Raw genomic sequence first — 25,648 nt, forward strand, 5'->3', positions numbered from 1 at the left:
AGTCACAATAAGAAAGCTAAACCTGTTGAGCGGCCACGGATACGCCATTTCAACGATAAAGGAACTTCGATATGGATATGTCAAAACAATTATTATTGCCTTCTACAGACAACCTTCCGTCTTTCTTTAGACCGGAAACAATCTCTGAAACGCCTTGTTTAGGAAAAAAGCCGTCACTCGATCTAGATGCGGCTCCTATATTTGATCTTGATCAGGAATGGCAACATTCCTTATTTGGTCGTTCAATCCAAGAGTGTCATAGAAATTTGATGCACATTGCTGAAGATGCAGATATGGCAATTGGGGTGACTGACCCTCATGGTACTTTACTCTGGACATGGAGTAGTACACCTATGCGTTCATCTGCTGAACAAGTCCACTTTGTTGAAGGTGGGCAATGGTCCACTCAAGCGGTTGGTCAAAATGCAATTGGTCTTGCACTTAATACTCATTCAGCAAGCTGTGTTTATTCACATGAAAACCAGATGAACAGCGTTAGAGACTGGGTATGTTATGCAGCCCCTATAACCGATGCAAGTACAGGCCAGTTTTATGGCATTATGAACTTATCAACTAAATATCAAAAGCATAATTCACTTGGAATTTTAGCGGTTGAACGCTGTGCCGATATTGTAAAACAAGCCATTCAACTTCATAAAAAAAACATTTTATATATTAAGGCGCTAGGCACACCTAAAGTTCAATATAATCAACATGGCTTAACCCTCACGCAGCGCCAAATCGAAATCTTATGTATTCTTGCCTTGTGCCCAGAAGGTATAAACCTAGAAGAACTGCACTATGCCTTATATGGCGACCGCCCAGTGAGTACCACTACACTAAAAGCCGAGCTTTCACAGCTTCGAAACCTGATTCCCGATGTGATCGAGTCACGACCATATAGACTTAACTGTGAAATTCAATGTGACTTTCTTATGGCTGAGCAGGCATTAAACCTAGGTTTTACTGCAACCACTTTAACACTCTATAGAGGAAGTTTCTTAGCTAAATCAGAAAGTCCTTTTTTATGCGCATGGAGAGATTGTTTTGACGCTCGTTTGAGTCATGTGATTTATCAAATTGACGATATAGACCAACTGTTACGTGTAGTCAGCCGTGTGCCTGACCGTGTGGATGCCGTTGAACGCTTACTTGAATTATTACCCGAAGAAACACCTTATCGGGCAAAACTTTTAAAATTACTTGAATAAAATAAAAGGGAGAATATCTAACAATATTCTCCCTTTTTAAATGAGATCAAGCAGAAGCTTTAAGCTGTATTCTATAGCAATCATCTAAAGCCAGCTCGTAATAACGCAATCCTTCTTCAGCAGCATGAAATGCTTTTTGCTGCCAATCTGGTCGGTCATTCGACAAACGTTTAATCAACTCCATGGCTTCATAAGGATGTAAATCATCATAATGAGCATGTGCACGTAACCAAGCTAAAGAACGCTTATCAATCGTGACATCAGGATGGTCTGTATAAGCATGAATACCTTTATAAACCTGAATAGACCAGTCACCTGTGGCCCATTCAATAGCTAAATTGGTCGCAGCTAAACATTCAGCCAAATTACCGCGATGACTCATATTCCATAAAAAGTGATTCACCGCATTCATTGCAGCTGGGGGCCGCACGCTATCAAGCTGGTCTACAGTTAACCCAAAACCTTTCGCCCAATCACGATACCACTGTAAATGGCGTTCTTCGACTTTAATATTTTGAATTAACCAATCTCGTGTTTCTGTTACACCTGGTTCAGCAAAAGCAGTCGCCTTAGCTAACGCACCAGCCATATATGACGGGAAATGTGCAACCAGTGGATAGAAATTAAGTAAAGCATAACGGAAACTCTCTAGGCTCAATCCCCCATTGGCCATTTCAGTAAAAAACGGATGTTTACTCACCCGCTCCTTAACCGGTAAAAGATCATCCCAAAACCGCTGAGACCATTCATTATGCGCTGTAATTTCTAAACTCATTCCATATTGATTTAAAGCAGTCATTGCTAATTTTCCTATTTATATGACAGCAATCATCTGTACTTCACGGCTATAAGTCTATCCGAAAATGATAAAGATACAATCTTTAATCGACCATTAGTAATTTTTTCTCAAAGGTTTTGAGTCTTTAGATAATTGTGACGCTAATCATTGAAATGTCGTGATTTTTATCACAATAAGGGCCTATAAAAATCATTACTTTTTTAAAAAATCTGTATTATTATTTTGAATAAACCACACAATATATAACCAATATTTTTAGATGGAACTTTAATAAAACAAGTCGCATTTTATGCCAACTTCCAATATAGAGAGCATTAATTATGAAGTTGCAAGGTTCCAATATATTGGGACAGGAACAAATAGATTTATTAACCACACGCGGATTAAATTTCGTATGGTTTCCAAAGCAACTTGAAACGATCTATCGTTTTCAATATCAAAATGGTGCGGCCTATGAGTTTCGCTATAGAGCACCTATTATTTTAATATTATATTTATTTTTAAGCTTTGGTATATACCAAGTCTTACCAACCGACCAAGTTTTATCCTGGTTAAGCTATTATTCTTGGGTAGGTATAATTGTTTTAATTGCATGGATTTTATCGTTTATTAAAAAATTAAATCAGTGGTTTGATTATTATGTCGGAATTGGCTCTGCTTCCGCTGTCGCTATCACCTTTATTTTAATTAACGTTTTAGAAAATGGCCAAGATAATGTACTTTTTCATGCAGCAATGATGTATGCGATTGTGATTATCTACGGTGCGGTAGGTATGCGCTTTTATACTGCAATCATTGCAGGATGGGTCGGCGGTTTGGTTGGTATTTTAGTCAGTACTTATGTGAAAGGTGACATAGATTGGACCTTTTTGAACCGCACATATACGTTTAGTAGTTTCTTAGGAATGACACTTGCCTATGCTACAGACCGTCAGCACCGAGAAAACTATTTACAAAACTGTATGATTGAACTCAACCGTATTGAACTCATGCAACAAGCGCAGCAGTTGTCTTTACTTTCACAGCAAGATGCTTTAACTGGACTTGCTAACCGACGTTATCTCGATGAAACACTAGACAATGAATGGCGCCGTGCGCTGCGTCATGAAACACCACTTACTATTATGATGGTGGATATCGACTTCTTTAAACCCTATAACGATACCTTAGGACATCTTAAAGGCGATCAGTGCTTAAAAGATATTGCGACTGCAATTTCTTCAATTGCTGCTCGTAGTGGAGATTTAGTTGCCCGTTATGGTGGTGAAGAATTTTTACTTCTCTTCCCTATGACCAATGCACAACAAGCTCAAATTCAAGTCGAAAGATTAATGAACGCAATTAAAAAAATTGCCATTGTTCATCCATGTAGTAGCGTTTCACCATATGTAACCATTAGTGTGGGTGTGGCAACCACAATTCCACGTTTAAATGATTCAATTTCTGCCTTTGTTAGCCGCGCAGACCATGCACTCTATCAAGCAAAAACAAATGGCCGTAATCAGTATCAAATTGCTGTAAATCAAGAACAAATTGTAGATTTAACTTAATTATTAATGGGTCTATATTTAATTAAAAAATTGCGCTCAATAACAATAAAAAAAGCCACATACTTTGAGTTATGTGGCTTTTTTACGTCAACCAAGTATCTATGGTTCAATTGGCGCAAATGGTGGAACAACATCTGCGTTTTGAGCACGATGACGTAAAAAATGATCCATTAGAACAATTGCTAACATTGCTTCAGCAATTGGAGTTGCTCGAACGCCCACGCACGGGTCATGACGGCCTTTAGTTAACACATCAGTATCTTCACGATTTAAATTAATCGTTTTACCCGGAGTTGTGATACTTGCAGTCGGTTTTAGTGCAATTGCGACACGAATGGTTTGACCACTTGAGATACCACCCAAAATACCACCAGCATGATTCGCCAAGAAGCCCTGACTAGTCAATTCATCACGTGTTTCATGACCAAACTGTCCAGCAACTGCAAAACCATCACCGATTTCAACACCTTTAACCGCATTAATACTCATCATCGCGTGAGCAATGTCAGCATCTAAACGGTCAAAAACAGGTTCGCCCCAACCCACAGGAACTTTTTCAGCTAAAATTTCTAGCTTTGCGCCGCAGCTTGTTCCTTGTTCACGTAAAGAAGTAACCAACGCCTCAAAACGTGAAACAGCGTCTACATCACCACAGAAAAATGGATTATTCGGAACTTCATTCCAATCCAGTTTTTCGGCAACTTCATTACCAATTTGAGTGACATGACCACGAATCAAGACACCAAATTTTTCTGCTAAATATTTCTTCGCAATAGCACCAGCTGCAACACGCATAGCAGTTTCACGAGCACTTGAACGGCCACCACCACGATAATCACGGAAACCATACTTTTGTGTATAAGTATAATCCGCGTGACCCGGTCTAAAGGTTTGCGCAATATTCCCATAATCTTTCGATTTTTGGTCAGTATTACGAATGAGTAAACCAATTGGTGTACCTGTGGTTTTACCCTCAAATATCCCTGAAATGATTTCAACTTGATCAGGTTCTTTACGCTGGGTAGCAAATTTCGATGTACCAGGCTTACGGCGGTCCAAATCTATTTGCAGATCTTCTGCTGTTAATGCAAGGCCTGGTGGCACTCCATCAACAATTGCCATTAAACCAACACCATGCGATTCACCGCATGTGGTTACACGAAAGAGTTGTCCAATAGTGTTCCCTGCCATACGTACAACTCCTTAAGCTTGTTCTGCAAATAATTTTCTATAACGGCGACATTGTTCAGCAGTCAAAGCAAAAATACCTGAACCACCTTTTTGGAAAGTAAGCCAGTTAAACTCAACAGTATTGAAGTTCTGACGCATAGCCCATTCAGAGTTACCGACTTCAATTACAATTAAACCATCTTCTGTTAAATAATCTGCCGCTTGAGCTAACATTTTACGAACTAAGTCTAAACCATCTTGTCCTGCTGCCAATGCAAGTTCAGGCTCATGCAAAAACTCTTCTGGTAAGTCAGCCATATCTTCGGCATCAACGTACGGAGGATTACTTACAATTAAATCGTACTGGTTTTCAGCTGGAATCTTGGCGAATAAATCAGATTCAAGTAACGCAACTTGATATTGCTTATTGTGATGTTCAACATTAATCGATGCTACTTCTAAAGCTTCTTTAGAGATGTCTGTTGCATCTACTTCAGCATCTGGATAAGCATAAGCTAAAGCTACCGCAATACAGCCAGAACCTGTACACATGTCTAAAATACGTTGTGGTGTCTTAGGCTTGGTATTTTCTGGTAAGTTGTTGAGTGCTTCACGCATTTGACCATTTTCATCTAAACAATATGGTGCAAAACGTTGCTCAATTAACTCTGCGATTGGTGAACGCGGAATAAGTACACGTTCATCTACATAAAATGGCTTATTAAAGAAGTAAGCTAAATTTAATAAATAAGAAGTCGGAATACGGTCATTAATACGACTTTCTAACAAACTTAAGAATTCTGCTTTTTCACTTGGTAAAAGTTTAGCATCTAAAATCTCTGAGTCTGCTGACCATTCAAGAGATAAGGTTTGTAAAACTAATGCAGAACTTTCTGCAAAATAATCTTCAGTACCTTGTCCTAAATGTGCATCATGTTGACGTAATGCTGATACCCCAAAACGAATAAAATCTCGAATTGTAGATAAATTTTCAGCAGCTTCCTGTAAATGTTCAGGGCTAATCGTCGGTCGCTCCACTTAGGCGTCTCCAAAGGCAAATTTTGCAAAGTGACTATTCTACTGAGTGAGACAAAGCAACGCAACGCTTTGCCTTGTGAAGCAGTGTTTTACACACCTATCTCTAACAATCTCAGCTTAAAATCAGAATACTTTGTTTTAATTAAGAAATAATGAACTTTATAAGTAGCGCAATATGTAGTCTCTGAAACAAAAAAGCGGCCTTTAAATACTGACCGCTTATCAACTCTAGTTGGCTTAAAGCTTAAGCTTTTCTGCAACATAGTCAGAATCTTTATCACCACGACCCGACAGATTCACCACAATCATGGTTTCTTTCGGTAGTTTTGGTGCTTCACGAATTGCCCATGCCACAGCGTGTGAGCTTTCAAGCGCAGGAACAATTCCTTCTACACGAGATAAGGTCATAAAAGCATCCAAACATTCTTGGTCAGTTGCAGTGCTATATTCCACACGGCCTAAATCTTTTAAGAAACTATGCTGAGGACCAACACCAGGATAGTCCAATCCTGAAGCAATAGAATGTACCGGTAAAGGTTCACCAGCTTCATTTTCAAGCACGTAACATGCCATACCATGAATTTGACTTGGTTTACCTAATGTTAGAGTTGCTGAGTGCATATTGGTGTCTAACCCATGTCCAGCGGGTTCCACCCCAACCAGTTTTACATCTGAATCATTTAAAAATGCGGTAAAGGCACCAATCGCATTTGAACCACCACCAACACATGCCACCACATAATCTGGATTTTTTCCAAAGCGCTGATGTGTCTGATCTTTAATTTCATTGCCAATAATTGATTGAAAATCTCGAACCATTTTAGGAAATGGATGAGGACCAACCACAGAACCAATTGCATAAATAAAGTTTTTAGGGTCTTTTAAATATTCTTCAAACGCACTATCTACAGCATCTTTTAAGGTTGCTGTACCACGAGTGACTGAAACTAAATGAGCACCCAAAATTTTCATTTTGACCACGTTTGGATGTTCTTTTTCAATATCAACTTGCCCCATATGAATTTCACATGGAATACCCACTAGAGCACAAGCCGTTGCTAAAGCCACCCCATGTTGACCTGCTCCAGTTTCGGCAATGACTTTCTTTTTGCCCATATACTTAGCAAGTAGAGCCTCACCTAAACAGTGATTGATTTTATGGGCACCGGTATGATTTAAGTCTTCACGCTTTAAATAAATTTGCGCGCCACCTAACTGCTCAGAAAGACGTTTTGCATGAAATAAAGGACTTGGACGTCCTACATAATTTGCAAAGAGGTCTGATAATTCATTTTGAAATTCTGATGTATGGCGAATTTCTTCATAAGCAACATTAATTTCATCCATTGCTTCTTTTAAATGCGGAGGAATAAATTGACCTCCATACTCACCAAAAAATCCTTGTTCATTCGGCAAAGCAATACCATTAATTTGATGTTGCATATCATCCCTCTTTTTAAATTATTAAAGTTATCAAGTTTATCGAGAAAGGTAACGCGTCAGATCCTCAATGCCTTTTAGGGTCATTGGGTACATATGGTTTTCAAAAATCTCTTTAATCCAACCAATCGTTTGAGTGTAATGCCAATACCCTTCTGTTTCAGGATTTAACCATGCTGTTTTATCAAAATGTTGACGTAGGCGACGTAACCAAACCTCACCTGTTTCATCATTCATATATTCAACCGAGCCACCTACCGATTTCAGCTCATACGGTGCCATACTGGCATCTCCCACCACAATTACACGATAGTCGCGTCCATAAGTATGGAACAAGTCCCACGTATTCATGCGGGTTGCTGTTCTTCGGTAGTTATCTTTCCAAACATAGTCATAAAGACAGTTATGAAAATAAAAGTATTCAAGCGTTTTAAATTCTGTTTTAGCCGCGCTAAATAACTTTTCACATTGGGCAATGTGTGCATCCATCGAACCGCCCACATCGAACAACATGAGTACTTTGATACGATTTCGACGCTCTGGCACCATTTGAACATCCAAGATACCTTGCTTGGCTGTTTCCCGAATTGTTCCATCAACATCTAGCTCTTCAGCTGCACCTTGGCGAGCAAATTTGCGTAACCGTCGTAAAGCAATTTGCATTTGGCGCGTACCAAGAACTTGGTCGTCATCTAGATTTTGGTATTTCCGCTGTTCCCAGACTTTAACTGCCGAACGTTTACGCCCCGGCCCACCAATTCTGACACCTTCTGGATGGTCACCAAAAGCGCCAAAGGGTGAAGTTCCACCTGTGCCAACCATACGGTTACCACCTTGGTGTTTTTTATGCTGCTCGCGTAAGCGTTCCTCTAGCATTTTCATCAGTTCTTCTAAAGAACCTGCTTTTTGAAGTTCAGCTCTTTGCTCTGGTGTTAAATGCTTTTCGAGAAGTTCTAAATCGAACCAGTCTTTTGGAAGTTTATGGACTTGCTTGAGCAACTCATCAATATCAAAGGTTTCTATGCCATCAAAGTAATCTTTCATGGCACGATCGAACTTATCAAAAAAGCGTTCATCTTTAACTAAAATGGTTTTAGCAAGTTGATAGAACTCTTCCTGATCGGCAAAAACTAAGCCTTCACTCACCGCACGATTTAAATCAATGAGTTCACGAGTTGTAACTGGAACACCATATTTTCGTAAGGTGTAAAATAACCGCACAAACATGGGTTATTCCCTCCTTTAACGTCGCGACATGAAAGCCAAACGTTCAAGCAATTGCACATCTTGCTCGTTTTTAATAAGTGCGCCATATAAAGGTGGAATCGCTTTTGATGTGTCTCGATTACGTAGTACATCTTCCGGCATATCATCTGCCATAAGCAGACTCAACCAATCGATCAGTTCAGATGTAGATGGTGGTTTCTTCAAGTTAGGAATTTCACGGAGTTTGAAGAAAACTTGAAGCGCTTCATTTACCAAATTTGCAGAGATATTTGGGAAATGTACCGAGATAATTTCACGCATAGTTGCTTCGTCTGGAAATTCAATGTAGTGGAAGAAGCAACGACGCAGGAACGCATCTGGTAATTCTTTTTCATTATTTGAAGTAATAATTACGATTGGACGTTGAGTAGCCGTAATCGTTTCGCCTGTTTCATAAACATAAAAAGACATCTTATCAAGTTCATGTAACAGGTCATTTGGAAACTCAATGTCCGCCTTATCAATTTCATCAATTAAAAGCACGCAGCGCTCTTCACTGGTGAAGGCTTCCCACAGTTTACCGGGCTTAATATAGTTCTTAATATTGTAAACACGATCATCACCCAATTGGCTATCACGCAAACGAGACACAGCATCGTATTCATATAAGCCTTGCTGTGCCTTAGTTGTTGACTTGATGTGCCAAGTGATGAGTTTTAAACCGAGGCTTTCTGCCACTTGCTCAGCAAGTAAAGTTTTACCTGTACCCGGCTCGCCTTTAACCAATAAAGGCTTTTGCAAGGCACGAGCTGCTTTTACAGCAAGTTTAAGACTATCAGTCGCGATATATTGATCTGTACCGGTAAAATGTTGGGTATCAGCAGACATGTAGAGACCTTATTTTTCTATTTCAATGGTTAGATGGAACGCATGCTTTTGTTTGTTGTATATTTTGACCAACAATAGCCAATAACCAAACCTAGACCGATTACAAATAGAATTAAGGATAAATTTGACCAGATTAAAGGACTATCTTTCGTTAAAACACCAAACAGTAGTCCAAAAATAGCTGGTGCTACAGATGCATTCGGTCCTTCCGAAACGGTTGGTGTCACCAAAATAGCAAAAACAACTAACCAGCTTATTGCACCAAAAGTAGCAGGTAAGCGGCGCATTAAACGCCACCAACACCACAAGGCAATAATAGCGCCAACGCCATAAGCTGTTAAAGCAATGATCTCTTCAGGAATTGCATCGAGAGAAGAAAGTAATTGATTTAAAACTCCAGCTTGATCTTCACGCACCACGTAAGCCCTCTGGTTCAACTGCATTTGGGTTAATTAGCCCTTCTGGCGGCATCTGAATAAAGAAACCTTTTGTTTGTAATGAGTCTAGAACATGTAAAACATTTACACGCGCTAATTTACGTGTTGGAGCTAATTCTAAATGCATGACAAACGTTGCACGACCAAATGCTTGTAAAACAGCTTCTGGAACTTTTTCAAACGGATCAGTTTGCTCCGTATCATCAGGATAGTTTGGACGAGCAATATAAATGTACATTTCATCTTTTTTGCTCGATCTATAAATATCACAGTGCATTTCAAATCAACTCTTGAACTAAGGACAGCATACATGAAAAAAAACAACAGACACACGCAGGTTTGTTTACGCATCAGTCGTTTTTTCTTTTCTTGCGAAATATTAACCCACAACAATCATCAAGGTCGATAAATAACTTTTAATTTTCTAAAGTTTTAAATTTTTCAACCTTTATTAAGCTGTTAATTTTACATAAAAAATCTTTTTATTTACTTTTATAAAATGAAAAAATTACATTTTAAAAACAATAAAACTCAGCTCAAAACAGATTGAACTCAGCTTAATTTATTGAAAATAATAAATTTAATTTAACTAAAATTTAAAATAAGTTCTAAATAAGATTCAACTTATGCATACAGGATAAGACATTATTTAACCGATTTTAAATTCGGATGTGTTTCAATAGTAGAAGATCTTAAAACAAAATACGGAGGTCTATGCTATGTCTCGTGGCGATAAATCATCTTATACAGCAAAGCAAAAGCGTCAGGCTAAACATATTGTTGAGAGTGAGGTAGATAGAGGTCATTCTCAAGAAGAAGCTGAACGTATTGCATGGTCTACTGTCAATAAACAAGATGGCGGTGGCAAGAAAAAATCACATTAAAATTACTACTGGATACTTCTTTGGTTAACTTGATGACTAAAGAAGTATCCTACTAATAAGCTAAACAAAGATTTTAAAAGACTCTTGCACTCTGCATATAGTCATTACTCACCTGATTTAAAGCACTCAAAATTATGCTGTCATCTTGAGTAAGTAAGGCTTTATTTAAATGACGCATGTAATTCATTAACGTTTCTTTAGAAGCTTGCGCAAACTCGGTAGTCACTGCTTCATCTTCATATAAGATGACATAACTACGAGCAAACCCATAAATGAGATAAGTTGCTGCTTTTTCATTTAAATCTGAAGATTGCTTGAGATACTGCTCACACACATTTTTTAAGTTTTTAAATGCATCTGTACCAGTAGATTGATTTTTGAAAGATGAAAGTATTGTTTGGAAGTTCATATCCATATTCCACTCAAAAAGTAAAGCTACAGAAGAAGCATAAACCTGTCAAACAATATATTGATTTTTATAAATTTAGATTGTAAAAAATTATAAGAAACGCCCTAAAGTATGGGCGTTTGATTGCACAAAAGTTTAGAAACTAACTTCAATATTGACCGTTGTACCAGACTGTTCAATATTGGTTGAAACATTGAAACCTCGCGTCTTTAGCTCTTCCTCTACCTGTGTAATATGTTCAGGATGCAAAGCATCTATTGGAAATTGAAACACTGCTCGACGTTTACCTTCTTTCGAGATTTCCTCAGTTCCAGTTAAGATTTTTTCCAACAATATTGCTTGATCTATTTTGACATCTTTAGCATTTTTTCTTGCCTGTTCAGCATTAAAATTATTAGTCATGTTTATCTCTCTAGTTATTAGTAACTTTCATTTATAGCATAAAAAATTAATCTCAATATTAACTTATTATTGATTTTAAAAACTTTTTACGGCTGTACAAATAAAATTAGAGGCCTCCTCTCCCCGAGAAGGCCTCTATATTTCTGCACCGAAACAAACTTATAGTTATATATTGTTTATTTTGAAATTGTTTTTCTTGATGCCAAGAATATACAGACCTGTATATATACGCAATTGAATTTTTCTCACGAATAAAGTTAATTTAATTCAGCATAATCATATGAAATTAAGATTAACTCATATTTATAGGATTTAAACTTTAAAAAAACCTAAGAATATAAAGTACAACTAAATAAAAGATTAAATTTATAAAGATGACCTTATAAAAAAGCTTTATTTTAAATTAAAATTAACCACTATTATTTGAGCAAATATTAATCAAATAACTTATTTTTAAATACAAAGTGCTCATTTGAACTGAAAACACATTGGTAAATTTAAAATAACAGAGTTGCTTTCTCTTCTGTAAATAGTTGGATAAGTGGTTTGGTGAGTAATTCGTAGCGCCAACCCAACAAGTAATCGGGTAAATCTTGTTCATCACCTTTAGAAAGTACATGCTGATGAATTGCATTTAACCATTTCTTACGCAGTAAAACTTCTTTCGGAATGGAGGTTTGCTCTATAGCATTTGCAATTAACGCATCCATTTTATCTAGAGTTTCTTTTGACGTAATTTTAAAAGGTTTAGCAATTTTAGCCGGCCATTGCCCTTCTACTGGTAAATCCTTTAAAAGATCCAGAATAATCTTGCCATATTCACGAACAACATTTGGACGGATATCTCTTACTTGAGATAATTGAAAATTATTACGTGGATTTTTTTCGACCAAATCAATCATTGTCGAATTTCTAAGGATAAAACTACGTGGCTGATTGGTTGCTTTAACTATATGTTCGCGCCATTCACTTAAATTCTGCAATTGCATTAATTGACGGCGTGAATGTCGATAGTTGCCTACATCTGTATAGAGTAATGACGTTGGTGTTTCCCTAATAATTTCTTTGGTTAGACTACTACAGTCTTCAAGAACATATTCATAAAGCCCTTTTTGCTTAAGCTGATCCTTAATATGGTTAGCCAACTGCATAAGGTATAAAACATCATTTGCTGCGTAGCATAACTGTTGAGGAGACAAAGGTCTTGCTAACCAGTCAGATCGAGTTTGGTCTTTTTCAATGTCAATCTCTAAACAAAGCTTTAAAGCACCTTGATAGCTTACTTGTAAACCATGCCCTAAAAAGGAAAGTCCAACTTGAGTATCAAAAACATTTAATAGGTTTTGTTCATCAGCATAGTGATAGATTAAATCGATATCTTCACCACATGCGTGAAAAATATTTTGTTGAGCAACAAAAATTTTTTTCCAAAACTCACTTAAGTCTAGCGACACGCCATCCAGCAAATATACGTTTCCGTTGACATTGACTTGACATACTCCAAGTTTAGGCCAAAGGGTATCAACCTTAATAAATTCTGTATCAAGTCCATACGTTGAACATTGATCCATTTGTTGAAGAACATCAACCAATTCGGTTTGCTGTTGGATAAACTGAAACATGCTTTCTCAAGTAAATGCAAAGAGTGCTTTAAACTCTGGTATATATAACATAGCAATAGAAAAATGCTACTGAATCCATGATGAATAATCTATTTTTGAACAATTTTCCAAAAAAGAGATAATTTTTTGATCATTATTTTAAATTTTTCAATTTAAGATCCTTATAAAAATTTATTTTTTACAAACAGCTTTTTTAATTTATATATTCATTAAGTCATTTTTAAAAATATGTTTTTGTCTTTTAAAAAGATTTTTTTAATAATAAAACTTATATTTTAAAAAAATCTTTGAAATAAGCACCGAGGTACTTATTTCATACGCATACGGTTATGTACCGCCTGACTTAATGTATGACTATCAACATATTCAAGCTCACCACCTTGTGGTACACCTTGAGCAATACGTGTCATGTGAATAGGTAAATGCTTCGTCGCTTCAACCAAATAATGCGCTGTCGCCTGACCTTCTACAGTAGCGTTAGTTGCCAAAATGACTTCTTCGATAGTACCTTGGCTTAAACGCTGGATTAGGTAAGGAATACCTATTTCTTCTGGCCCAATTCCATCTAATGGAGAGAGATGCCCACCCAACACATGGTATTTGCCACGGAAACTACCACTTTGCTCAATTGCCATCACATCTGCTGGAGATTCAACTACACAGAGCAGTTGATCATCTCTTTCTGTTGAAGCACAAATATCACAAATTTCGTGCTCAGTTAAAGAGTGACAAACACTACATTCGTGGATATAACTTGATGCTTCATGTAGAGCATGCGCTAAAGCAAATGCACCTTCTCGATTTTTCATCAACAGATGTAAAGCCATACGTTGAGCCGACTTAGGTCCAACGCTAGGCAAAATACGTAAAGCTTGAACGAGTTGTTCAAATCTATCACTAAACACTGAATTTCCTTAGAACATGCCCGCTAAGCCAGGAGGTAAACCCATGCCAGAGTTAGCTTTTTGCATTTTTTCTTCAGAAACTACTTCTGCTTGACGCACAGCATCATTAACAGCAGCTGCGATTAAGTCTTCAATCATGTCTGGTTCATCTTGAAGCAATTCTGGATTAATTTCGATACGTTTTACGATATAACGACCAGTCATAGTTACTTTAACTAAACCACCACCCGCTTCAGCGTGTACTTCAGTTTGAGCAAGCTCTTCTTTGGCCTTTTTTATATTTGATTCCATATCTTTTTGCATGCGCTGCGCTTGCTGCATGAGCATATTGATATTCATAAACCTAACTCCGTATCTCTACCAAATATAATTGATAGTCACATAACACTTCAGAACTTAAACTCTTTTAGTCCCTCAACCCATCATAAAGAGCATTGAGGTCATTACGTTTAAATCAAAATTAATCTGTAATTCTGACACAATAAATTAATGTTTTCTATTGGTATCTATGAAACTATTTTCGCTAACTCATGAGTTTAAAGCTTTCTGTGTAAAACTTTTCACTCTTAGAACCAGTTCTAAAATTTAAGTGCAACTATTGTGAGGCTTGAAGGTTTTTATTGTCCGGTTTGTATTCATTTAAAGGCATTTTCTGAAAAGAGGCATTTGCCTTTTCTATGGAATGATCTGCATCTTCAACTGATTTGTTCGCATCATTAATTAACAATACAGTTTCGCTAATCTGAGTCGGTTCGTCTTTTTGGGCAAATACTCTGTATCCAACCAAACCAATTGCCCCTATAGCGACTAATATAATTATAGGTTTAAGCATGGTTCAAAAACTCACTTTGTTATTTTTATTAAATTTAGAACTTTTATACGTTGTGATTTTAGAGTCATTTATAACAAAATGTAGTCTTTTTATTTCTTTCGTTGTGTATGAGTAACAGCATCATTAATAAAAAACCACACCTAAATAAGTGTGGTTTAATCTTAAATATATAAATTAATTAAATTAAATCCAATCCACGTGAGATATCACCAATAATATCGTTAATATCTTCTAAACCAACTGAAACACGGATTAGGCCTTCTTGAATTCCTGCTGCTTGTTTTGCTTCAGCAGAAAGTTTGCCGTGTGTTGTTGTCGCAGGATGGGTAATTGTTGACTTCACATCACCTAAATTACCAGTAATTGAAATAAATTTGGTGTTATCAATCACCTTCCAAGCACCTTCACGTTCGCCTTTAACAACGAAAGAAACAATCCCACCAAAACCATTTTGCTGTTTTGCAGCAAGTTCGTGTCCTTCATGAGTTGGTAGGCCTGCGTAGTAAACTTTTTCTACTTTGTCATGGGTAGATAACCATTCGGCAAGAATTTGAGCACTCTCACAGTGTGCTTTCATACGTAAGCGTAAAGTTTCTAGACCTTTTAAGAAAACCCATGCATTAAACGGACTCATTGATGGCCCAAGTGTACGGACGACACCAAAAACCTCTTCTAACAACTGATGATTACCGACAACAGCACCGCCTAATGCTCGCCCTTGTCCATCTAAATATTTAGTTGCCGAGTAAATCACAAGGTCTGCACCAAATTTTAATGGTTGCTGCAAAACAGGCGTACAGAAACTATTATCAACCGCAAGTAATGCACCATTCGCATGTGCAATATCTGCAAGTGCTTGAATATCTGCAATCTCAGCTAAAGGATTCGATGGTGACTCAACAAATAAAAGTTTAGTTTCTGGACGTACCGCGTTTTTCCAATCGTCCAAATCACATAAATCGACAAATGTAATATCTACACCAAACTTGGCAATATATTTCTCAAACAAAGCGACAACTGAACCAAAAACTGCTCTTGAGCAAATAACATGATCACCCGCTTTTAAATATGCCATAGCAACTGACAAAATCGCGCCCATTCCAGAACTTGTCGCAACAGCACGTTCAGCACCATCTAAAGCTGCTAAGCGTTTTTCGAACATTGATACAGTCGGATTGGTAAAACGTGAATAGATATTTCCTTGAACTTGACCAGAAAATTTTGCAGCCGCTTCAGCAGCGTTTTCATACACAAAAGATGAAGTCAAAAAAATCGGTTCGCCATGCTCACCTTCAAAACTACGAGTATGTCCGGTACGAATGGCTAAAGTATCAAGTTGGTATTCTAAATCATCAGACTGGTTCATTAAATGTTCGCCTTTACTGGTCATGTACTAAAAAACTATCATCATTTTGAGTGTCTAAGGTATTTAAGGTCAAGGTAAACCTGAAAATTATCGCTTAGACTTTATTTAATTTTAGTAAATAGTTGGCAAAGTAAGATGAAACGCTTAAAGTCCATTGCCTCTGAGCAAAGCCATATCAAACACCTCTCTACTCGACTATTTCAACCCGAAACACTGGTGTTGTCACAAAGCACACCCTATGAAGTCATCGGTCAATTTAATGAAACTCGTATTCGTTACTATGCGGCTGCTCAAAAGCGTTTTAAAGAACCATTAGTATTTGTTGCACCTCTAGCAATTAATATGGCGATCTATGATTTATATCCTTATCGTTCTCTTATTAAGCATTTCCAAAATACAGGATTTGACGTGTACCTTGTCGATTGGGGCCATTTAGGGTTTAAAGATAGGCATCTTAACTTTTTATCATTTATTGAAGATTTTATTCCTAAAGCTATAGGGCTTGTCCGCACTCATTCAGGAAGTGATCAAATTTCTCTACATGGGTGGAGTATGGCAGGTATATTCGTTACTTTATATACAGCTCATAACCATCCAAATTATGTCAAAAACCTTATAGTGTTAGGCAGTCCAATCGATAGCTATGCTTCTGGCTATATTGGAAAACTCTACCGAACCATAAATAATATTATTGGTCGAAATAAAAAACTTCAGGCACGTATCTACTCAGGTTTACCGAAGCGTTTGATTCATACTTCAGGTATTTTAAATTCTCTAGGATTTAAAATTCTTGACCCTAAAGGCTGGTTCGAGGGTCATATTCAATTACTTAAAAACCTTGATGATCTGCAGTTTGTACAAGAACATGCCACATTAAGTAGTTTTTTAAACAATATGATTGATTATCCTGGGGGGATTAATCAGGACATGTTATTCAATGTATGGCTACAAAATCCGTTGAAGCAAGGTTCTATTCTATTAAAAGATAAAAAAATCGAGTTAAAAAATATCGATTGTTCTCTTTTAGTTGGCGCTGGTCGTAGCGATCAATTAGTTACGGCGGATGCTGCTCAACCATTAAGCGAATTAACCAGCAGCACAGATGTGACGTTTACTCTTATTCCTGGCGGACATTTGGGACTAATGTCAAGCCAAGCAAGTGCTCAGGAATTCTGGCCAAAGCTAGCAGCATGGCTAAGCGATCGTTCAACAAAAATTTAAATATAGATATGAAAAGCCCTTCAAGTAAGGGCTTTTATTTAACATTTTCTATAAAATTCACTTCATGAGATGAAGCACAGATGACAACTTCATCGCCAAGAGACCACTCAGCAGCTCGGGCCGCCATTGCTGCTGGTACCTCTTCTGAGCCTGGTCCTGCGGGTACATTATAAGTTGCATGTGCATCATGAGGTAAAAGCACCCCATAACCTAACTCTAGTGCAGCACGAGCAGTAGCCGCTACACACATTTCGGATAGTACCCCACAAATTGCAAAGGTTTGTACTCTGCTTTCATTTAGAATTTGCTGAAGAGGCGTACCATCAAACCCATTGTCATTGACTTTTCTTAATACAATTTCACCTTGTTGAGGAGGAAAAAATAGTTCCCATCCCCATTGAAATGGTTCATCTACAGTATCTAAAGCACCGTCATTTTGCAGAAAAATGACAGGTGCCCGAGCTAAGCGCGCCTTCGAAAGTAAAATATTAATTGAAGAAAGAAGTTGCTCTGCGGCTGGAACAGCCTCATTGCCTAATACAAAAGCCTTTTGTACATCTACTACAATTAATGCATTAACCGAATTATTCTGGATTAAAATCTTTATCTCCTATCGACTTCAATAGCCAATTTCACATAACTTTTATAATGATATGAGCATTTTATTTCATAGGCCTCAAAGTTTTAAAACTTTTTCGTATTTCATAACTCTCAAGCTAAAATTAAACTAGAAGGATATCTTTTTAAATACAAAGTACCCTACCTTACTTTCGAAACTTCCGTCTTTTTGAATATTAAAATATTTTTTGACTACATCTGATGCATTCTCTTGTAGATACTTAAGCGTTTTTATCTGATCTTCAGGAGTTTTCATACGCTGTACCCAACTATCAAAATCTAGCATGAGTGATTGTTTATCTAAGGCAGTTAATTCAAAACCAGCATCTTCTATAAAGTAAACCCATTCTTTAATACTGTAATTTCTTACATGACTTGGGTCCCGAATCACCTCTATAGTCTGTAAAAACGTGTCTAAAATGGGAAAACTTGAGCTGATAATATCAACAAAAATAACAGTACCATTTGTTTTTAAAACACGGTTTATTTCTTTCATGGCCGTTGGTACATGCTGCCAGTGATGAGCAGAATATCGGCTAATCACTACATCAAACTGTTCATCAGTAAAAGGCATATCTTCAGCTATGCCCTGTTGTACGAAAATATTTTTTATTTTCCGAGCATTGGCAGCTTTTGAAACAGTATCAAGCATTTCATGAGATAAATCATAAGCAAAAACCAGATCGGCATGGTGAGCAACGTTATAAGCCACATGACCACCACCACAACCTAAATCTAAAACAACAGCATTTGAATATTTCTCAATCTCTTTAATAAACTTATCAAACTCAACTCCTTCAGAGTGAGCTGTGCTATTCAAATAACTTAAAGATTTATTTTGGTACTGTTTTAAATTTATCTCATGTTGATTCAACATGGCTTATTCCTCTTCTTCGATGAGCTAACCATAAAAGAAAAAGTAGATAAAAAATAATGATTAGTTTTTAAATAATTAATAAAATAAAGTTATAGCTTGGTCACTTATGCAGTTACAGAAATGACATAATGAGGTTTAAAAGTTTTTCTATATATTTGTTATTTATAATTTTAAATATAGAAAACCACCTCTCGGTGGTTTCTACAAATAAAAAGGCGAAGTTCACATTTAAAATTTACTTTGCCATAAATTTGATGTTGAACTTTCTTACCTGTTTTCTTACATCAGGATTAGAAGGTAAAACAAAAGGACTTGCACGCCATATTGCTTTTTCAATACTCGATTTAAACTTTGGATCTTCTTTATCTAGAAAAATAATTTGCTCAATCTCACCACTATCATTTAAAAAGACTTTTACACTGGCGCTCATGCCTACTGAAGACGGTGGAATATCCCAAATTTTAAATATCTTTTTTTGATATTGTTGCTTATATTTTTCAGCCTCTAAAATAATTTTATCATCGCTACTTTTAGTCGGTGATAATGTCTTTGAGTTAATTGCACACCCAGTTAATAACAATATAGAAGTTAAAATAATGACTCTTTTCATTTATAAAACCAATTTTTTCAATGATTAAAATTTAACATTTTATCGTTTTAAAAACCACCTGACCGGTGGTTTTATACTTAATAGCTATTACTAAATGCAATTTTAGTAAATTTTAAATTTCTGCTAATTTACTGGATTATTTAGTTTAACTATTCAATTTTAATTTTAAGTATTGACTTAAAATGATATTTTATAACGTGAATTGATATTTGAATGCTCAGGCATATCAGCAATATCCTGCTCAGTAAAAATTCCATGCTCAAGTACTTTCGTATCATTAAATGCAGTATTGACTGGGGTAATTGGTGACTTGCTAATATAATTTTCATCAGCTTTTTCCGTCAGTGACGCACAACCTTCTAGCCCAAACCCAGCAATAAGGACAAATAATAATTTCTTCATTTAGTTCACCTGTTGTTATAAAAATCAAACAATTTAACAAATTATGCTTTAATTGTCACATATTTAAAACGATTAATCTCAGGTCGAACCTTTAACAAATCTTAATGAAATGTAAACTAATTTGCATAAAATGTTAAATTGTGTAAAATACCTAAATAATTTAACGATATGTTTTAACTCATGGTCTTTCTACTTTTTTTATTTTTATTATTTACATTCGTGCTTCTTTTAAATGCTCATTACAAACAATAGGAGCATCGATTAGCCTCTCATCTATGGTGTCCAACTATTTTTTTAAAAAAATAAGTTTTTACAGTCACAATAAATTAATTTTCGTAATCTATAATTTTATAAAAATAAAAAAGCCCGCTTTGTAAGCAGGCTTTACCCTTTTGATTTTTTGCGCTGATCATTCAGGACTTTTTGCTGTTTGTGACAGCGCTCGGATATTACACTTATACTTAAAGATTAAAAAGACTAATCTTTTTTAAACTGATGTACTTACTCATCAAGTTCTATAGGATCGCCATCTTCTGGACGAATATGTCGTGTGCCATCATCGGCGGGGTCAACACTAGATCCATCCTTAGTGATCGAGTTATACATTTCATCCTCTTTTTTATCATCTGTGAATTCTTCATCTTCAAAATCAAGAGGCTCGTCATCATCTTCAAAATTTAAAGGCTTTTCTTCATTTATCATGTGAACCATCCTTTTAAGTTATGTCATTTCATGCTCAATTAAATGTCAGATATATTCAACAGTGAACACACATCATTTATGTAACGAACACTTAAGAAGTATTAAAAGATATAAAATTTAAGAATGATGTTATTCGAAGTACTTTAAGAATTCCTCAATAACAGGCAAATGGTCAAAACTTTTATGAGCGTTCGCTAACACCACCCATTCATGTTTTGACTCTATACAAAAATTAAGCTTTAAGTCCGGATTAAATGATTGTTCCAAAAGCCCTAATGGTATCCATATATAGTTTGTACCATTAATTTTATTAGGTACTGGCGAACCACACTGATTACAAAACGACGAGGTAAAACCAGTCTCCTTTTTATAGGTAGCGACATATTCACTTCCAGCCAACCAGTTAAATTGGCTTTCTTTCACCAAAGTAGCCGCATTCGCTCCTGTACCCGTTTGTTTTCGGCATAAACTGCAATGACAGTGATAAACCGTTTTTATTTCACGGGATATAGAAAACTTTACTTGATTACATAAACAAGAACCGATGTTACTCATATAATGTATTTAATTCATCACTATGGAATTTCAATAATGACGTTAAATATTTATTATGTATATATTTTTATTGTTTAATATAAAATAAGACCTAAACACTTGATTTAAAATAAATTTAAAAAAAGATATTGATATGTAAAGCTTTTTTGTATTATAAGATCAAATATGATTTTTAATAACACTTGAGTAATTAATAGTCATTGAAATATTGGGAATAAACCTTATATTGAGTACAGGTTCATACCTTTAACTGAGGAAAAGCTCATGAATAAATTATTGGTTGCAGTATTCACTGGAATGGTAACCCTTGCCGGTTTCAGTGCTCAAGCTGCAACACCTGAGCAAGAATGTCAAAAATTGCAAGATGATTACAATTTGATTTATGCATCAAAAGGCTTTTGTTTTAAAGACCAAGATGCTAAAGAAAAATATGGTAATGAAAACTGTCATACGACTAAGCCAAAATTCTCTGATAAAGAGCAGCAACGTCTAGACGCAATTAAAGAACGTCAAAAAGAATTGAAGTGTAAATAGTATTTAAAGGAATAATACATGGCATATGATGATCAAAATATCTTCGCAAAAATTTTACGTGGTGAACTTCCTGCGATAAAACTCTATGAAGATGATCAAGTTCTAGCTTTTATGGATATTATGCCCCAAGCCGATGGTCATGCATTAGTTATTCCAAAAACTCCTGCAGTAACTTTACTTGATTTACCGCCTGAAGCGGCAGCCTATACCATTCAGATCGTGCAAAAAATTGCGAAAGCAATGGAAACCGCACTGAATCTTGATGGAATTGTACTCATGCAATTATCAGGTGCTGCTGCTGGACAAACTGTCCCTCATGTTCATTTTCACCTAATTCCGACAAATGTTCACCAACTTGGTAAACATGCTGCACAATTAGGAGATCAAGATAAAATCAAGGCTTTAGCTGAAAAAATTAAAGCAGCTCTTTGATTTAAAGCCTTAAAAGCGGAGCTTCGGCTCCGCTTTTTTATTTAAAAAGTGTAATAAAATCAAAAGAAAATAAAATATTTCTAATTTTTAATTGTCATAAAACTGTCATTTCCTCTTCACTCCACTGTCACAAAGTTTACAGATACTTCTTAGCAAGTTGGTGAGCTTCTGTAACTTTTTGTACACAAGTCAACTACAAAATAATTAGTTAACAGGCATGTGCCATTTTTAAAATACTTTTTGGAGAAATCTCAATGAAGAAATTGCTACTCGCTGCCGCAGTTGCAACTTTGAGCGTAAACGCGGTGCAAGCAGCGCCAACTTTGTATGGCAAACTGAATGTTTCTATTAACCAAGTTGACAATAAAAATTTCGATGGGAAAAGTGACGTTACTGAAATTAACTCAAACGCTTCTCGCATTGGGGTGAAAGGCGAAGAAAAATTAACTGACAAGCTATCTGCTGTTTATTTAGCTGAGTGGGCAATCTCTACTGATGGTTCAGGTTCTGATAGTGATCTTAGCGCTCGTAACCGTTATATCGGTTTAAAAACTGATGGTGTTGGTACATTAAAAGTAGGTAAATACGATTCTTACTTTAAAACTGCTGCTGGTAATAACCAAGATATCTTTAATGACGATACACGTTTAGATATTACTAATATCATGTATGGTGAAAACCGTTTAGATAACGTAATTGGTTTTGAATTAGATCCTAAATTATTAGCTGGTATAACTTTCAACATCATGGCTCAAACTGGTGAAAGTACTAGTGATAATAAACCAGGTGAAACTGGTAAAGACAGCAAAAATAATAGTTTTGACTCTGTATCAACTGCGCTTGGTTATGAAAACAAAGACCTTGGCTTAGCAATTGCGGCTGCAGGTGACTTTGGTATTAAAGGTAAATATGCGGCTTATGGTCTGAAAGATATTTATACAGATGCTTACCGTGTAACAGGCTCTTATGACATCGCAAAAACAGGTCTAGTAATTGGCGCTTTATGGCAACATGCTGAACCTACTGATGAATTGACTGCATATGGTCAAACATACAAAGCAGATGGATCAGTTGACAAAGCTGGTAAAGCTTACCGTGATTTACAAGAAGAAGCTTATTCAATCACAGCTGCTTATAAAATCCCGAATACTAAACTTAAAGTAAAAGCAGAATATTCTTCTGCTGAAACACAAGTAAGTGGTTTAGCAGATCGTAAAATTGACTTATACGGTGTAGGTCTTGACTACCAAATCAACAAACAAGCTCGTTTCTACGGCATTGTTGCTCAACAAAAACGTGATTGGTTGAGTGATAACGACAAACAAACGGTTGTTGGTACTGGTATCGAATATAACTTCTAATCAGTTACATTCAGTTCATATATAAAATAAAAGGGCTTCTGCCCTTTTATTTTATTGTTCCGACTAAAAAAGCCGATATAAAAATTATCGGCTTTTATAAATTTATATCTTATTTTAAGAAACCACTTACCAGATTCATCACATTCTGAATGTCTTGATTAGCTTCTTGGTGGTCTGTACTATCACCCTGAGGTGTTAAAGAATCAATAACCTGCGGTAAGACAGAAGCAATCGCACCATAAACTTGTTCTTTTGGCGCTTGAGCCTGCTGGGCAACTTGTTCAATATCTGCTGGGTTAAATAGGCTTTGTAATTGTTGAGTTGGAACTTCACTATTACTTTGATTTGGGTCAACCCAACTTTGAACTTGACTGCCTAAACCAGCTCCTTTTAACTTTTCTAAAGCAGCCTGTAAACCGCCTTGTTGCTGCACCCAACCTAGAATTAAAGGCACAACAGCAATTAATAAACTTTGTACGCCGCCACCAGCTTGAGGCGCATTGTTGTTACCAGTCACTTGTCCTAATACAGAACCTAATACTCCACCCAGACCGCCTTGAGCACCAGAAGAATTATTACCACCCATTTGTCCTAATACAGAACCTAAAATACTACCTAAACCACCTTGACCTGATGCTTGCTGGTTCCCACCTAAAGCTTGTTGAGCCAAAACTTCTACAATGTTGCTTAAATTTGTCATGTGTAACTCTTATGTATGGTTTATACATGAGCATACGCGTTTTTCTGTTAAGACAGCAAAAGCGAAATTGTTAAATTTTGAAAGAGATTTAGTGGCCCTTTACCAGCGGAATTTATTCCAATTTTCCGGGTTTGCCCAAAACTTTGAGTTAAACCAGTCTGGAACATGTTTATAGGTCAAGATGTTAAATTGCCATAAAGCGAAATCACTATCATGTGAAGTTTTATCAATGAGTTGCGTGAAACCTAAAGAACGTAATAACTGTTCATCACTGCGTTTGCTTACTACAACAATTCGTTTTGCTAATAAATCTCTTAACTTTACTAATAATTGTGATTTTTGCACATCGCTAATGTTTTGCATTTCATCTGTATCAAACAATACAAAACCCAAATCATAACGCTGAGTAAAAGGCAGAATTAAAAGCTCAGTTACGGTAAAATAGTGCCATTGAATTGCGTTATTCTGGTCAATTTTCTGGCCAATACAAAGTGCAGTATGAATGAGCTGTTCGTTTGATAAATCGTCTAGCATAGAAGTGATGACATTTTGTTCAGCCATAACTGCAACCCTTAATTGAAAGATGTGAGTTTAAACTTTATGGAACTACAAGGCATTTGCCATAAAATGCATGCAGGCCTAAAAGATGCTAGTGTAACTGATCAACAGACAACCAAGGCAAATGTTGAATACAAATTTGTATTAGACCGTTCAGAAATTGATCTTCCTTTTAATTTAGGACAAGAACTAGAAATCGAATGGACAGGTAATATTTATTGCACATCTTGTGGCACCAAAACACCGAAGTCTTATTCTCAAGGTCACTGCTTTAAATGTTTTAAAACAAAAGCTGAATGTGACCTTTGCATTATGAAACCTGAAACATGCCACTACCACTTGGGTACATGTCGTGAAGATGACTTTGCCCACAGTGTGTGTTTCCAACCTCATATTGTATATTTGGCAAACTCAAGTGCTCTAAAAGTAGGTATTACTCGTATTAGTCATATGCCAGGTCGTTGGTTAGATCAAGGGGCAACTCAAGCCTTACCTATTTTAAAGGTTGGATCACGCCGTTTATCTGGTCAGCTTGAAACAATGTTCGGCTCTTTAATTGCTGATAAAACTGACTGGCGTAAACTCCTTAAGGGTGAGGCTGAACCTTTAAATATGGTTGAACAACGTGATCAGTTAATTGAAGAGTTTGCACCTAAAATTCAATCTATTCGTGAAGAATTTAGTCAAAACCTCGAATTTAACGAAACGGTTGAACTACTAGAAAATGAATTGCCACGTGAGTTTGTTTATCCAGTTGAACAATATCCTGAAAAAATTAAGTCTTTAAACCTAGATAAAACACCCAAAATTCGTGGTGTATTACAGGGCATCAAAGGCCAATATTTAATTTTTGATATTGGTGTTATCAATATCCGTAAATATACAGGTTACGAGCTGATCGTACGTGCATAAGTGAAAT

At 36.3% G+C, this 25,648-nt stretch carries 31 protein-coding genes; 8 read left to right on the forward strand and 23 right to left on the reverse strand.

What is annotated here, in order from left to right; translation table 11 throughout:
• The first annotated feature begins 71 nt into the window (after positions 1-71).
• A complete protein-coding gene (locus AC1PJ9_RS14985) occupies positions 72-1,211 on the forward strand; it encodes an AfsR/SARP family transcriptional regulator (RefSeq protein ID WP_311087724.1) in 1,140 nt (379 codons plus the stop codon).
• A gap of 46 nt (positions 1,212-1,257) precedes the next feature.
• Here the strand turns inward: AC1PJ9_RS14985 and AC1PJ9_RS14990 are convergent, their stop codons facing one another.
• The gene (locus AC1PJ9_RS14990; RefSeq protein ID WP_311087725.1) at positions 1,258-2,010 is read right to left on the reverse strand and encodes an iron-containing redox enzyme family protein; all 753 of its coding nucleotides are present in this window, start codon (positions 2,008-2,010) and stop codon (positions 1,258-1,260) included.
• 320 nt (positions 2,011-2,330) lie between these two features.
• Here AC1PJ9_RS14990 and AC1PJ9_RS14995 point away from each other — a divergent pair, with 320 nt between their 5' ends.
• Positions 2,331-3,560: a GGDEF domain-containing protein gene (locus AC1PJ9_RS14995; RefSeq protein WP_004887345.1), complete on the forward strand. Its 1,230-nt coding sequence runs from the start codon at positions 2,331-2,333 to the stop codon at positions 3,558-3,560.
• A gap of 99 nt (positions 3,561-3,659) precedes the next feature.
• On the opposite strand, the gene aroC is transcribed toward AC1PJ9_RS14995, so the two are convergent.
• From aroC to AC1PJ9_RS15030, 7 genes are all read right to left on the reverse strand, one after another.
• Positions 3,660-4,751, reverse strand: a complete 1,092-nt coding sequence (gene aroC / locus AC1PJ9_RS15000) for a chorismate synthase (RefSeq protein ID WP_311087726.1) — start codon at positions 4,749-4,751, stop codon at positions 3,660-3,662.
• A gap of 12 nt (positions 4,752-4,763) precedes the next feature.
• On the reverse strand, positions 4,764-5,768 hold the full coding sequence (gene prmB, locus AC1PJ9_RS15005) for a 50S ribosomal protein L3 N(5)-glutamine methyltransferase (protein ID WP_311087727.1): 1,005 nt from the start codon (positions 5,766-5,768) through the stop codon (positions 4,764-4,766).
• A gap of 237 nt (positions 5,769-6,005) precedes the next feature.
• On the reverse strand, positions 6,006-7,211 hold the full coding sequence (gene trpB, locus AC1PJ9_RS15010; RefSeq protein ID WP_311071202.1) for a tryptophan synthase subunit beta: 1,206 nt from the start codon (positions 7,209-7,211) through the stop codon (positions 6,006-6,008).
• A 36-nt stretch (positions 7,212-7,247) separates the two neighbouring features.
• Positions 7,248-8,435, reverse strand: a complete 1,188-nt coding sequence (locus tag AC1PJ9_RS15015) for a vWA domain-containing protein (RefSeq protein WP_000498060.1) — start codon at positions 8,433-8,435, stop codon at positions 7,248-7,250.
• A 15-nt stretch (positions 8,436-8,450) separates the two neighbouring features.
• Positions 8,451-9,302 (reverse strand): AAA family ATPase, encoded by an 852-nt coding sequence (locus AC1PJ9_RS15020; RefSeq protein ID WP_311087728.1) that lies wholly within the window; start codon positions 9,300-9,302, stop codon positions 8,451-8,453.
• Positions 9,303-9,331: 29 nt separating this feature from the next.
• Positions 9,332-9,718, reverse strand: coding sequence for a hypothetical protein (locus AC1PJ9_RS15025; protein WP_249668227.1), 387 nt, complete (start codon positions 9,716-9,718; stop codon positions 9,332-9,334).
• On the reverse strand, positions 9,711-10,016 hold the full coding sequence (locus tag AC1PJ9_RS15030) for a YcgL domain-containing protein (RefSeq protein ID WP_004701812.1): 306 nt from the start codon (positions 10,014-10,016) through the stop codon (positions 9,711-9,713). Before AC1PJ9_RS15030 ends, AC1PJ9_RS15025 begins: the two co-directional genes overlap by 8 nt.
• A 442-nt stretch (positions 10,017-10,458) precedes the next feature.
• Here AC1PJ9_RS15030 and AC1PJ9_RS15035 point away from each other — a divergent pair, with 442 nt between their 5' ends.
• The gene (locus tag AC1PJ9_RS15035) at positions 10,459-10,623 is read left to right on the forward strand and encodes a hypothetical protein (protein WP_000086293.1); all 165 of its coding nucleotides are present in this window, start codon (positions 10,459-10,461) and stop codon (positions 10,621-10,623) included.
• 73 nt (positions 10,624-10,696) lie between these two features.
• Here the strand turns inward: AC1PJ9_RS15035 and AC1PJ9_RS15040 are convergent, their stop codons facing one another.
• From AC1PJ9_RS15040 to AC1PJ9_RS15070, 7 genes are all read right to left on the reverse strand, one after another.
• The gene (locus tag AC1PJ9_RS15040) at positions 10,697-11,032 is read right to left on the reverse strand and encodes a hypothetical protein (RefSeq protein WP_311087729.1); all 336 of its coding nucleotides are present in this window, start codon (positions 11,030-11,032) and stop codon (positions 10,697-10,699) included.
• A 135-nt stretch (positions 11,033-11,167) separates the two neighbouring features.
• Complete coding sequence (locus tag AC1PJ9_RS15045; protein ID WP_263613656.1) at positions 11,168-11,434, reverse strand: hypothetical protein; 267 nt, start codon at positions 11,432-11,434, stop codon at positions 11,168-11,170.
• 497 nt (positions 11,435-11,931) lie between these two features.
• Positions 11,932-13,056, reverse strand: a complete 1,125-nt coding sequence (locus AC1PJ9_RS15050) for a ribonuclease D (RefSeq protein WP_263613655.1) — start codon at positions 13,054-13,056, stop codon at positions 11,932-11,934.
• A 308-nt stretch (positions 13,057-13,364) separates the two neighbouring features.
• On the reverse strand, positions 13,365-13,961 hold the full coding sequence (recR, locus tag AC1PJ9_RS15055) for a recombination mediator RecR (RefSeq protein ID WP_000490551.1): 597 nt from the start codon (positions 13,959-13,961) through the stop codon (positions 13,365-13,367).
• A gap of 9 nt (positions 13,962-13,970) precedes the next feature.
• Complete coding sequence (locus tag AC1PJ9_RS15060; protein WP_001024697.1) at positions 13,971-14,300, reverse strand: YbaB/EbfC family nucleoid-associated protein; 330 nt, start codon at positions 14,298-14,300, stop codon at positions 13,971-13,973.
• Positions 14,301-14,556: 256 nt separating this feature from the next.
• Positions 14,557-14,793 carry a hypothetical protein gene (locus AC1PJ9_RS15065; protein WP_004887361.1) on the reverse strand — a complete coding sequence of 79 codons (237 nt, stop codon included), beginning with the start codon at positions 14,791-14,793 and terminating at the stop codon, positions 14,557-14,559.
• Between the two features lie 178 nt (positions 14,794-14,971).
• Positions 14,972-16,159, reverse strand: a complete 1,188-nt coding sequence (locus AC1PJ9_RS15070; RefSeq protein ID WP_025465269.1) for an O-succinylhomoserine sulfhydrylase — start codon at positions 16,157-16,159, stop codon at positions 14,972-14,974.
• Positions 16,160-16,294: 135 nt separating this feature from the next.
• On the opposite strand from AC1PJ9_RS15070, the gene AC1PJ9_RS15075 reads away from it, so the two are divergent.
• Positions 16,295-17,380: an alpha/beta fold hydrolase gene (locus tag AC1PJ9_RS15075; RefSeq protein WP_311087730.1), complete on the forward strand. Its 1,086-nt coding sequence runs from the start codon at positions 16,295-16,297 to the stop codon at positions 17,378-17,380.
• A gap of 34 nt (positions 17,381-17,414) precedes the next feature.
• Here the strand turns inward: AC1PJ9_RS15075 and AC1PJ9_RS15080 are convergent, their stop codons facing one another.
• From AC1PJ9_RS15080 to AC1PJ9_RS15105, 6 genes are all read right to left on the reverse strand, one after another.
• On the reverse strand, positions 17,415-17,987 hold the full coding sequence (locus AC1PJ9_RS15080; RefSeq protein ID WP_311088060.1) for an isochorismatase family protein: 573 nt from the start codon (positions 17,985-17,987) through the stop codon (positions 17,415-17,417).
• 120 nt (positions 17,988-18,107) lie between these two features.
• Positions 18,108-18,875 carry a class I SAM-dependent methyltransferase gene (locus tag AC1PJ9_RS15085; RefSeq protein WP_311087731.1) on the reverse strand — a complete coding sequence of 256 codons (768 nt, stop codon included), beginning with the start codon at positions 18,873-18,875 and terminating at the stop codon, positions 18,108-18,110.
• Positions 18,876-19,110: 235 nt separating this feature from the next.
• Positions 19,111-19,485, reverse strand: a complete 375-nt coding sequence (locus AC1PJ9_RS15090) for a TonB C-terminal domain-containing protein (protein ID WP_263613651.1) — start codon at positions 19,483-19,485, stop codon at positions 19,111-19,113.
• A 177-nt stretch (positions 19,486-19,662) separates the two neighbouring features.
• On the reverse strand, positions 19,663-19,887 hold the full coding sequence (locus AC1PJ9_RS15095; protein WP_311087732.1) for a hypothetical protein: 225 nt from the start codon (positions 19,885-19,887) through the stop codon (positions 19,663-19,665).
• A gap of 501 nt (positions 19,888-20,388) precedes the next feature.
• The gene (locus AC1PJ9_RS15100; RefSeq protein ID WP_311087733.1) at positions 20,389-20,589 is read right to left on the reverse strand and encodes a hypothetical protein; all 201 of its coding nucleotides are present in this window, start codon (positions 20,587-20,589) and stop codon (positions 20,389-20,391) included.
• A gap of 129 nt (positions 20,590-20,718) precedes the next feature.
• Entirely contained in the window at positions 20,719-21,144 is a 426-nt protein-coding gene (locus tag AC1PJ9_RS15105) for a GFA family protein (protein WP_311071225.1), read from the reverse strand.
• 264 nt (positions 21,145-21,408) lie between these two features.
• Between AC1PJ9_RS15105 and AC1PJ9_RS15110 the strand changes: the two genes are divergently transcribed.
• From AC1PJ9_RS15110 to AC1PJ9_RS15120, 3 genes are all read left to right on the forward strand, one after another.
• Entirely contained in the window at positions 21,409-21,678 is a 270-nt protein-coding gene (locus AC1PJ9_RS15110) for a YARHG domain-containing protein (RefSeq protein ID WP_002049864.1), read from the forward strand.
• Positions 21,679-21,696: 18 nt separating this feature from the next.
• On the forward strand, positions 21,697-22,110 hold the full coding sequence (locus AC1PJ9_RS15115) for an HIT family protein (protein WP_000312749.1): 414 nt from the start codon (positions 21,697-21,699) through the stop codon (positions 22,108-22,110).
• A gap of 254 nt (positions 22,111-22,364) precedes the next feature.
• A complete protein-coding gene (locus AC1PJ9_RS15120; protein WP_311071229.1) occupies positions 22,365-23,471 on the forward strand; it encodes a porin in 1,107 nt (368 codons plus the stop codon).
• A gap of 109 nt (positions 23,472-23,580) precedes the next feature.
• Here AC1PJ9_RS15120 and AC1PJ9_RS15125 read toward each other — a convergent pair whose 3' ends face one another.
• A complete protein-coding gene (locus tag AC1PJ9_RS15125) occupies positions 23,581-24,171 on the reverse strand; it encodes a YidB family protein (RefSeq protein ID WP_311087734.1) in 591 nt (196 codons plus the stop codon).
• A 99-nt stretch (positions 24,172-24,270) separates the two neighbouring features.
• A complete protein-coding gene (locus AC1PJ9_RS15130; protein ID WP_311087735.1) occupies positions 24,271-24,732 on the reverse strand; it encodes a DUF6231 family protein in 462 nt (153 codons plus the stop codon).
• A 39-nt stretch (positions 24,733-24,771) separates the two neighbouring features.
• Between AC1PJ9_RS15130 and AC1PJ9_RS15135 the strand changes: the two genes are divergently transcribed.
• Positions 24,772-25,641: a DUF2797 domain-containing protein gene (locus AC1PJ9_RS15135; RefSeq protein ID WP_311087736.1), complete on the forward strand. Its 870-nt coding sequence runs from the start codon at positions 24,772-24,774 to the stop codon at positions 25,639-25,641.
• The last annotated feature ends 7 nt before the right edge of the window (positions 25,642-25,648 follow it).

It is taken from the genome of Acinetobacter sp. 70_2, assembly GCF_056736115.1.

Excerpts from the sequence above, each read along its gene's own strand:
- AC1PJ9_RS14985 (WP_311087724.1), top strand. The coding sequence starts at position 72 with ATGGATATGTCAAAACAATTATTATTGCCTTCTACAGACAACCTTCCG.
- AC1PJ9_RS14990 (WP_311087725.1), bottom strand. The coding sequence starts at position 2,010 with ATGACTGCTTTAAATCAATATGGAATGAGTTTAGAAATTACAGCGCAT.
- AC1PJ9_RS14995 (WP_004887345.1), top strand. The coding sequence starts at position 2,331 with ATGAAGTTGCAAGGTTCCAATATATTGGGACAGGAACAAATAGATTTA.
- aroC (WP_311087726.1), bottom strand. The coding sequence starts at position 4,751 with ATGGCAGGGAACACTATTGGACAACTCTTTCGTGTAACCACATGCGGT.
- trpB (WP_311071202.1), bottom strand. The coding sequence starts at position 7,211 with ATGCAACATCAAATTAATGGTATTGCTTTGCCGAATGAACAAGGATTT.
- AC1PJ9_RS15015 (WP_000498060.1), bottom strand. The coding sequence starts at position 8,435 with ATGTTTGTGCGGTTATTTTACACCTTACGAAAATATGGTGTTCCAGTT.
- AC1PJ9_RS15020 (WP_311087728.1), bottom strand. The coding sequence starts at position 9,302 with ATGTCTGCTGATACCCAACATTTTACCGGTACAGATCAATATATCGCG.
- AC1PJ9_RS15030 (WP_004701812.1), bottom strand. The coding sequence starts at position 10,016 with ATGCACTGTGATATTTATAGATCGAGCAAAAAAGATGAAATGTACATT.
- AC1PJ9_RS15035 (WP_000086293.1), top strand. The coding sequence starts at position 10,459 with ATGTCTCGTGGCGATAAATCATCTTATACAGCAAAGCAAAAGCGTCAG.
- AC1PJ9_RS15040 (WP_311087729.1), bottom strand. The coding sequence starts at position 11,032 with ATGAACTTCCAAACAATACTTTCATCTTTCAAAAATCAATCTACTGGT.
- AC1PJ9_RS15045 (WP_263613656.1), bottom strand. The coding sequence starts at position 11,434 with ATGACTAATAATTTTAATGCTGAACAGGCAAGAAAAAATGCTAAAGAT.
- AC1PJ9_RS15050 (WP_263613655.1), bottom strand. The coding sequence starts at position 13,056 with ATGTTTCAGTTTATCCAACAGCAAACCGAATTGGTTGATGTTCTTCAA.
- AC1PJ9_RS15060 (WP_001024697.1), bottom strand. The coding sequence starts at position 14,300 with ATGAATATCAATATGCTCATGCAGCAAGCGCAGCGCATGCAAAAAGAT.
- AC1PJ9_RS15065 (WP_004887361.1), bottom strand. The coding sequence starts at position 14,793 with ATGCTTAAACCTATAATTATATTAGTCGCTATAGGGGCAATTGGTTTG.
- AC1PJ9_RS15070 (WP_025465269.1), bottom strand. The coding sequence starts at position 16,159 with ATGAACCAGTCTGATGATTTAGAATACCAACTTGATACTTTAGCCATT.
- AC1PJ9_RS15075 (WP_311087730.1), top strand. The coding sequence starts at position 16,295 with ATGAAACGCTTAAAGTCCATTGCCTCTGAGCAAAGCCATATCAAACAC.
- AC1PJ9_RS15085 (WP_311087731.1), bottom strand. The coding sequence starts at position 18,875 with ATGTTGAATCAACATGAGATAAATTTAAAACAGTACCAAAATAAATCT.
- AC1PJ9_RS15090 (WP_263613651.1), bottom strand. The coding sequence starts at position 19,485 with ATGAAAAGAGTCATTATTTTAACTTCTATATTGTTATTAACTGGGTGT.
- AC1PJ9_RS15095 (WP_311087732.1), bottom strand. The coding sequence starts at position 19,887 with ATGAAGAAATTATTATTTGTCCTTATTGCTGGGTTTGGGCTAGAAGGT.
- AC1PJ9_RS15100 (WP_311087733.1), bottom strand. The coding sequence starts at position 20,589 with ATGATAAATGAAGAAAAGCCTTTAAATTTTGAAGATGATGACGAGCCT.
- AC1PJ9_RS15105 (WP_311071225.1), bottom strand. The coding sequence starts at position 21,144 with ATGAGTAACATCGGTTCTTGTTTATGTAATCAAGTAAAGTTTTCTATA.
- AC1PJ9_RS15110 (WP_002049864.1), top strand. The coding sequence starts at position 21,409 with ATGAATAAATTATTGGTTGCAGTATTCACTGGAATGGTAACCCTTGCC.
- AC1PJ9_RS15115 (WP_000312749.1), top strand. The coding sequence starts at position 21,697 with ATGGCATATGATGATCAAAATATCTTCGCAAAAATTTTACGTGGTGAA.
- AC1PJ9_RS15120 (WP_311071229.1), top strand. The coding sequence starts at position 22,365 with ATGAAGAAATTGCTACTCGCTGCCGCAGTTGCAACTTTGAGCGTAAAC.
- AC1PJ9_RS15125 (WP_311087734.1), bottom strand. The coding sequence starts at position 24,171 with ATGACAAATTTAAGCAACATTGTAGAAGTTTTGGCTCAACAAGCTTTA.
- AC1PJ9_RS15130 (WP_311087735.1), bottom strand. The coding sequence starts at position 24,732 with ATGGCTGAACAAAATGTCATCACTTCTATGCTAGACGATTTATCAAAC.
- AC1PJ9_RS15135 (WP_311087736.1), top strand. The coding sequence starts at position 24,772 with ATGGAACTACAAGGCATTTGCCATAAAATGCATGCAGGCCTAAAAGAT.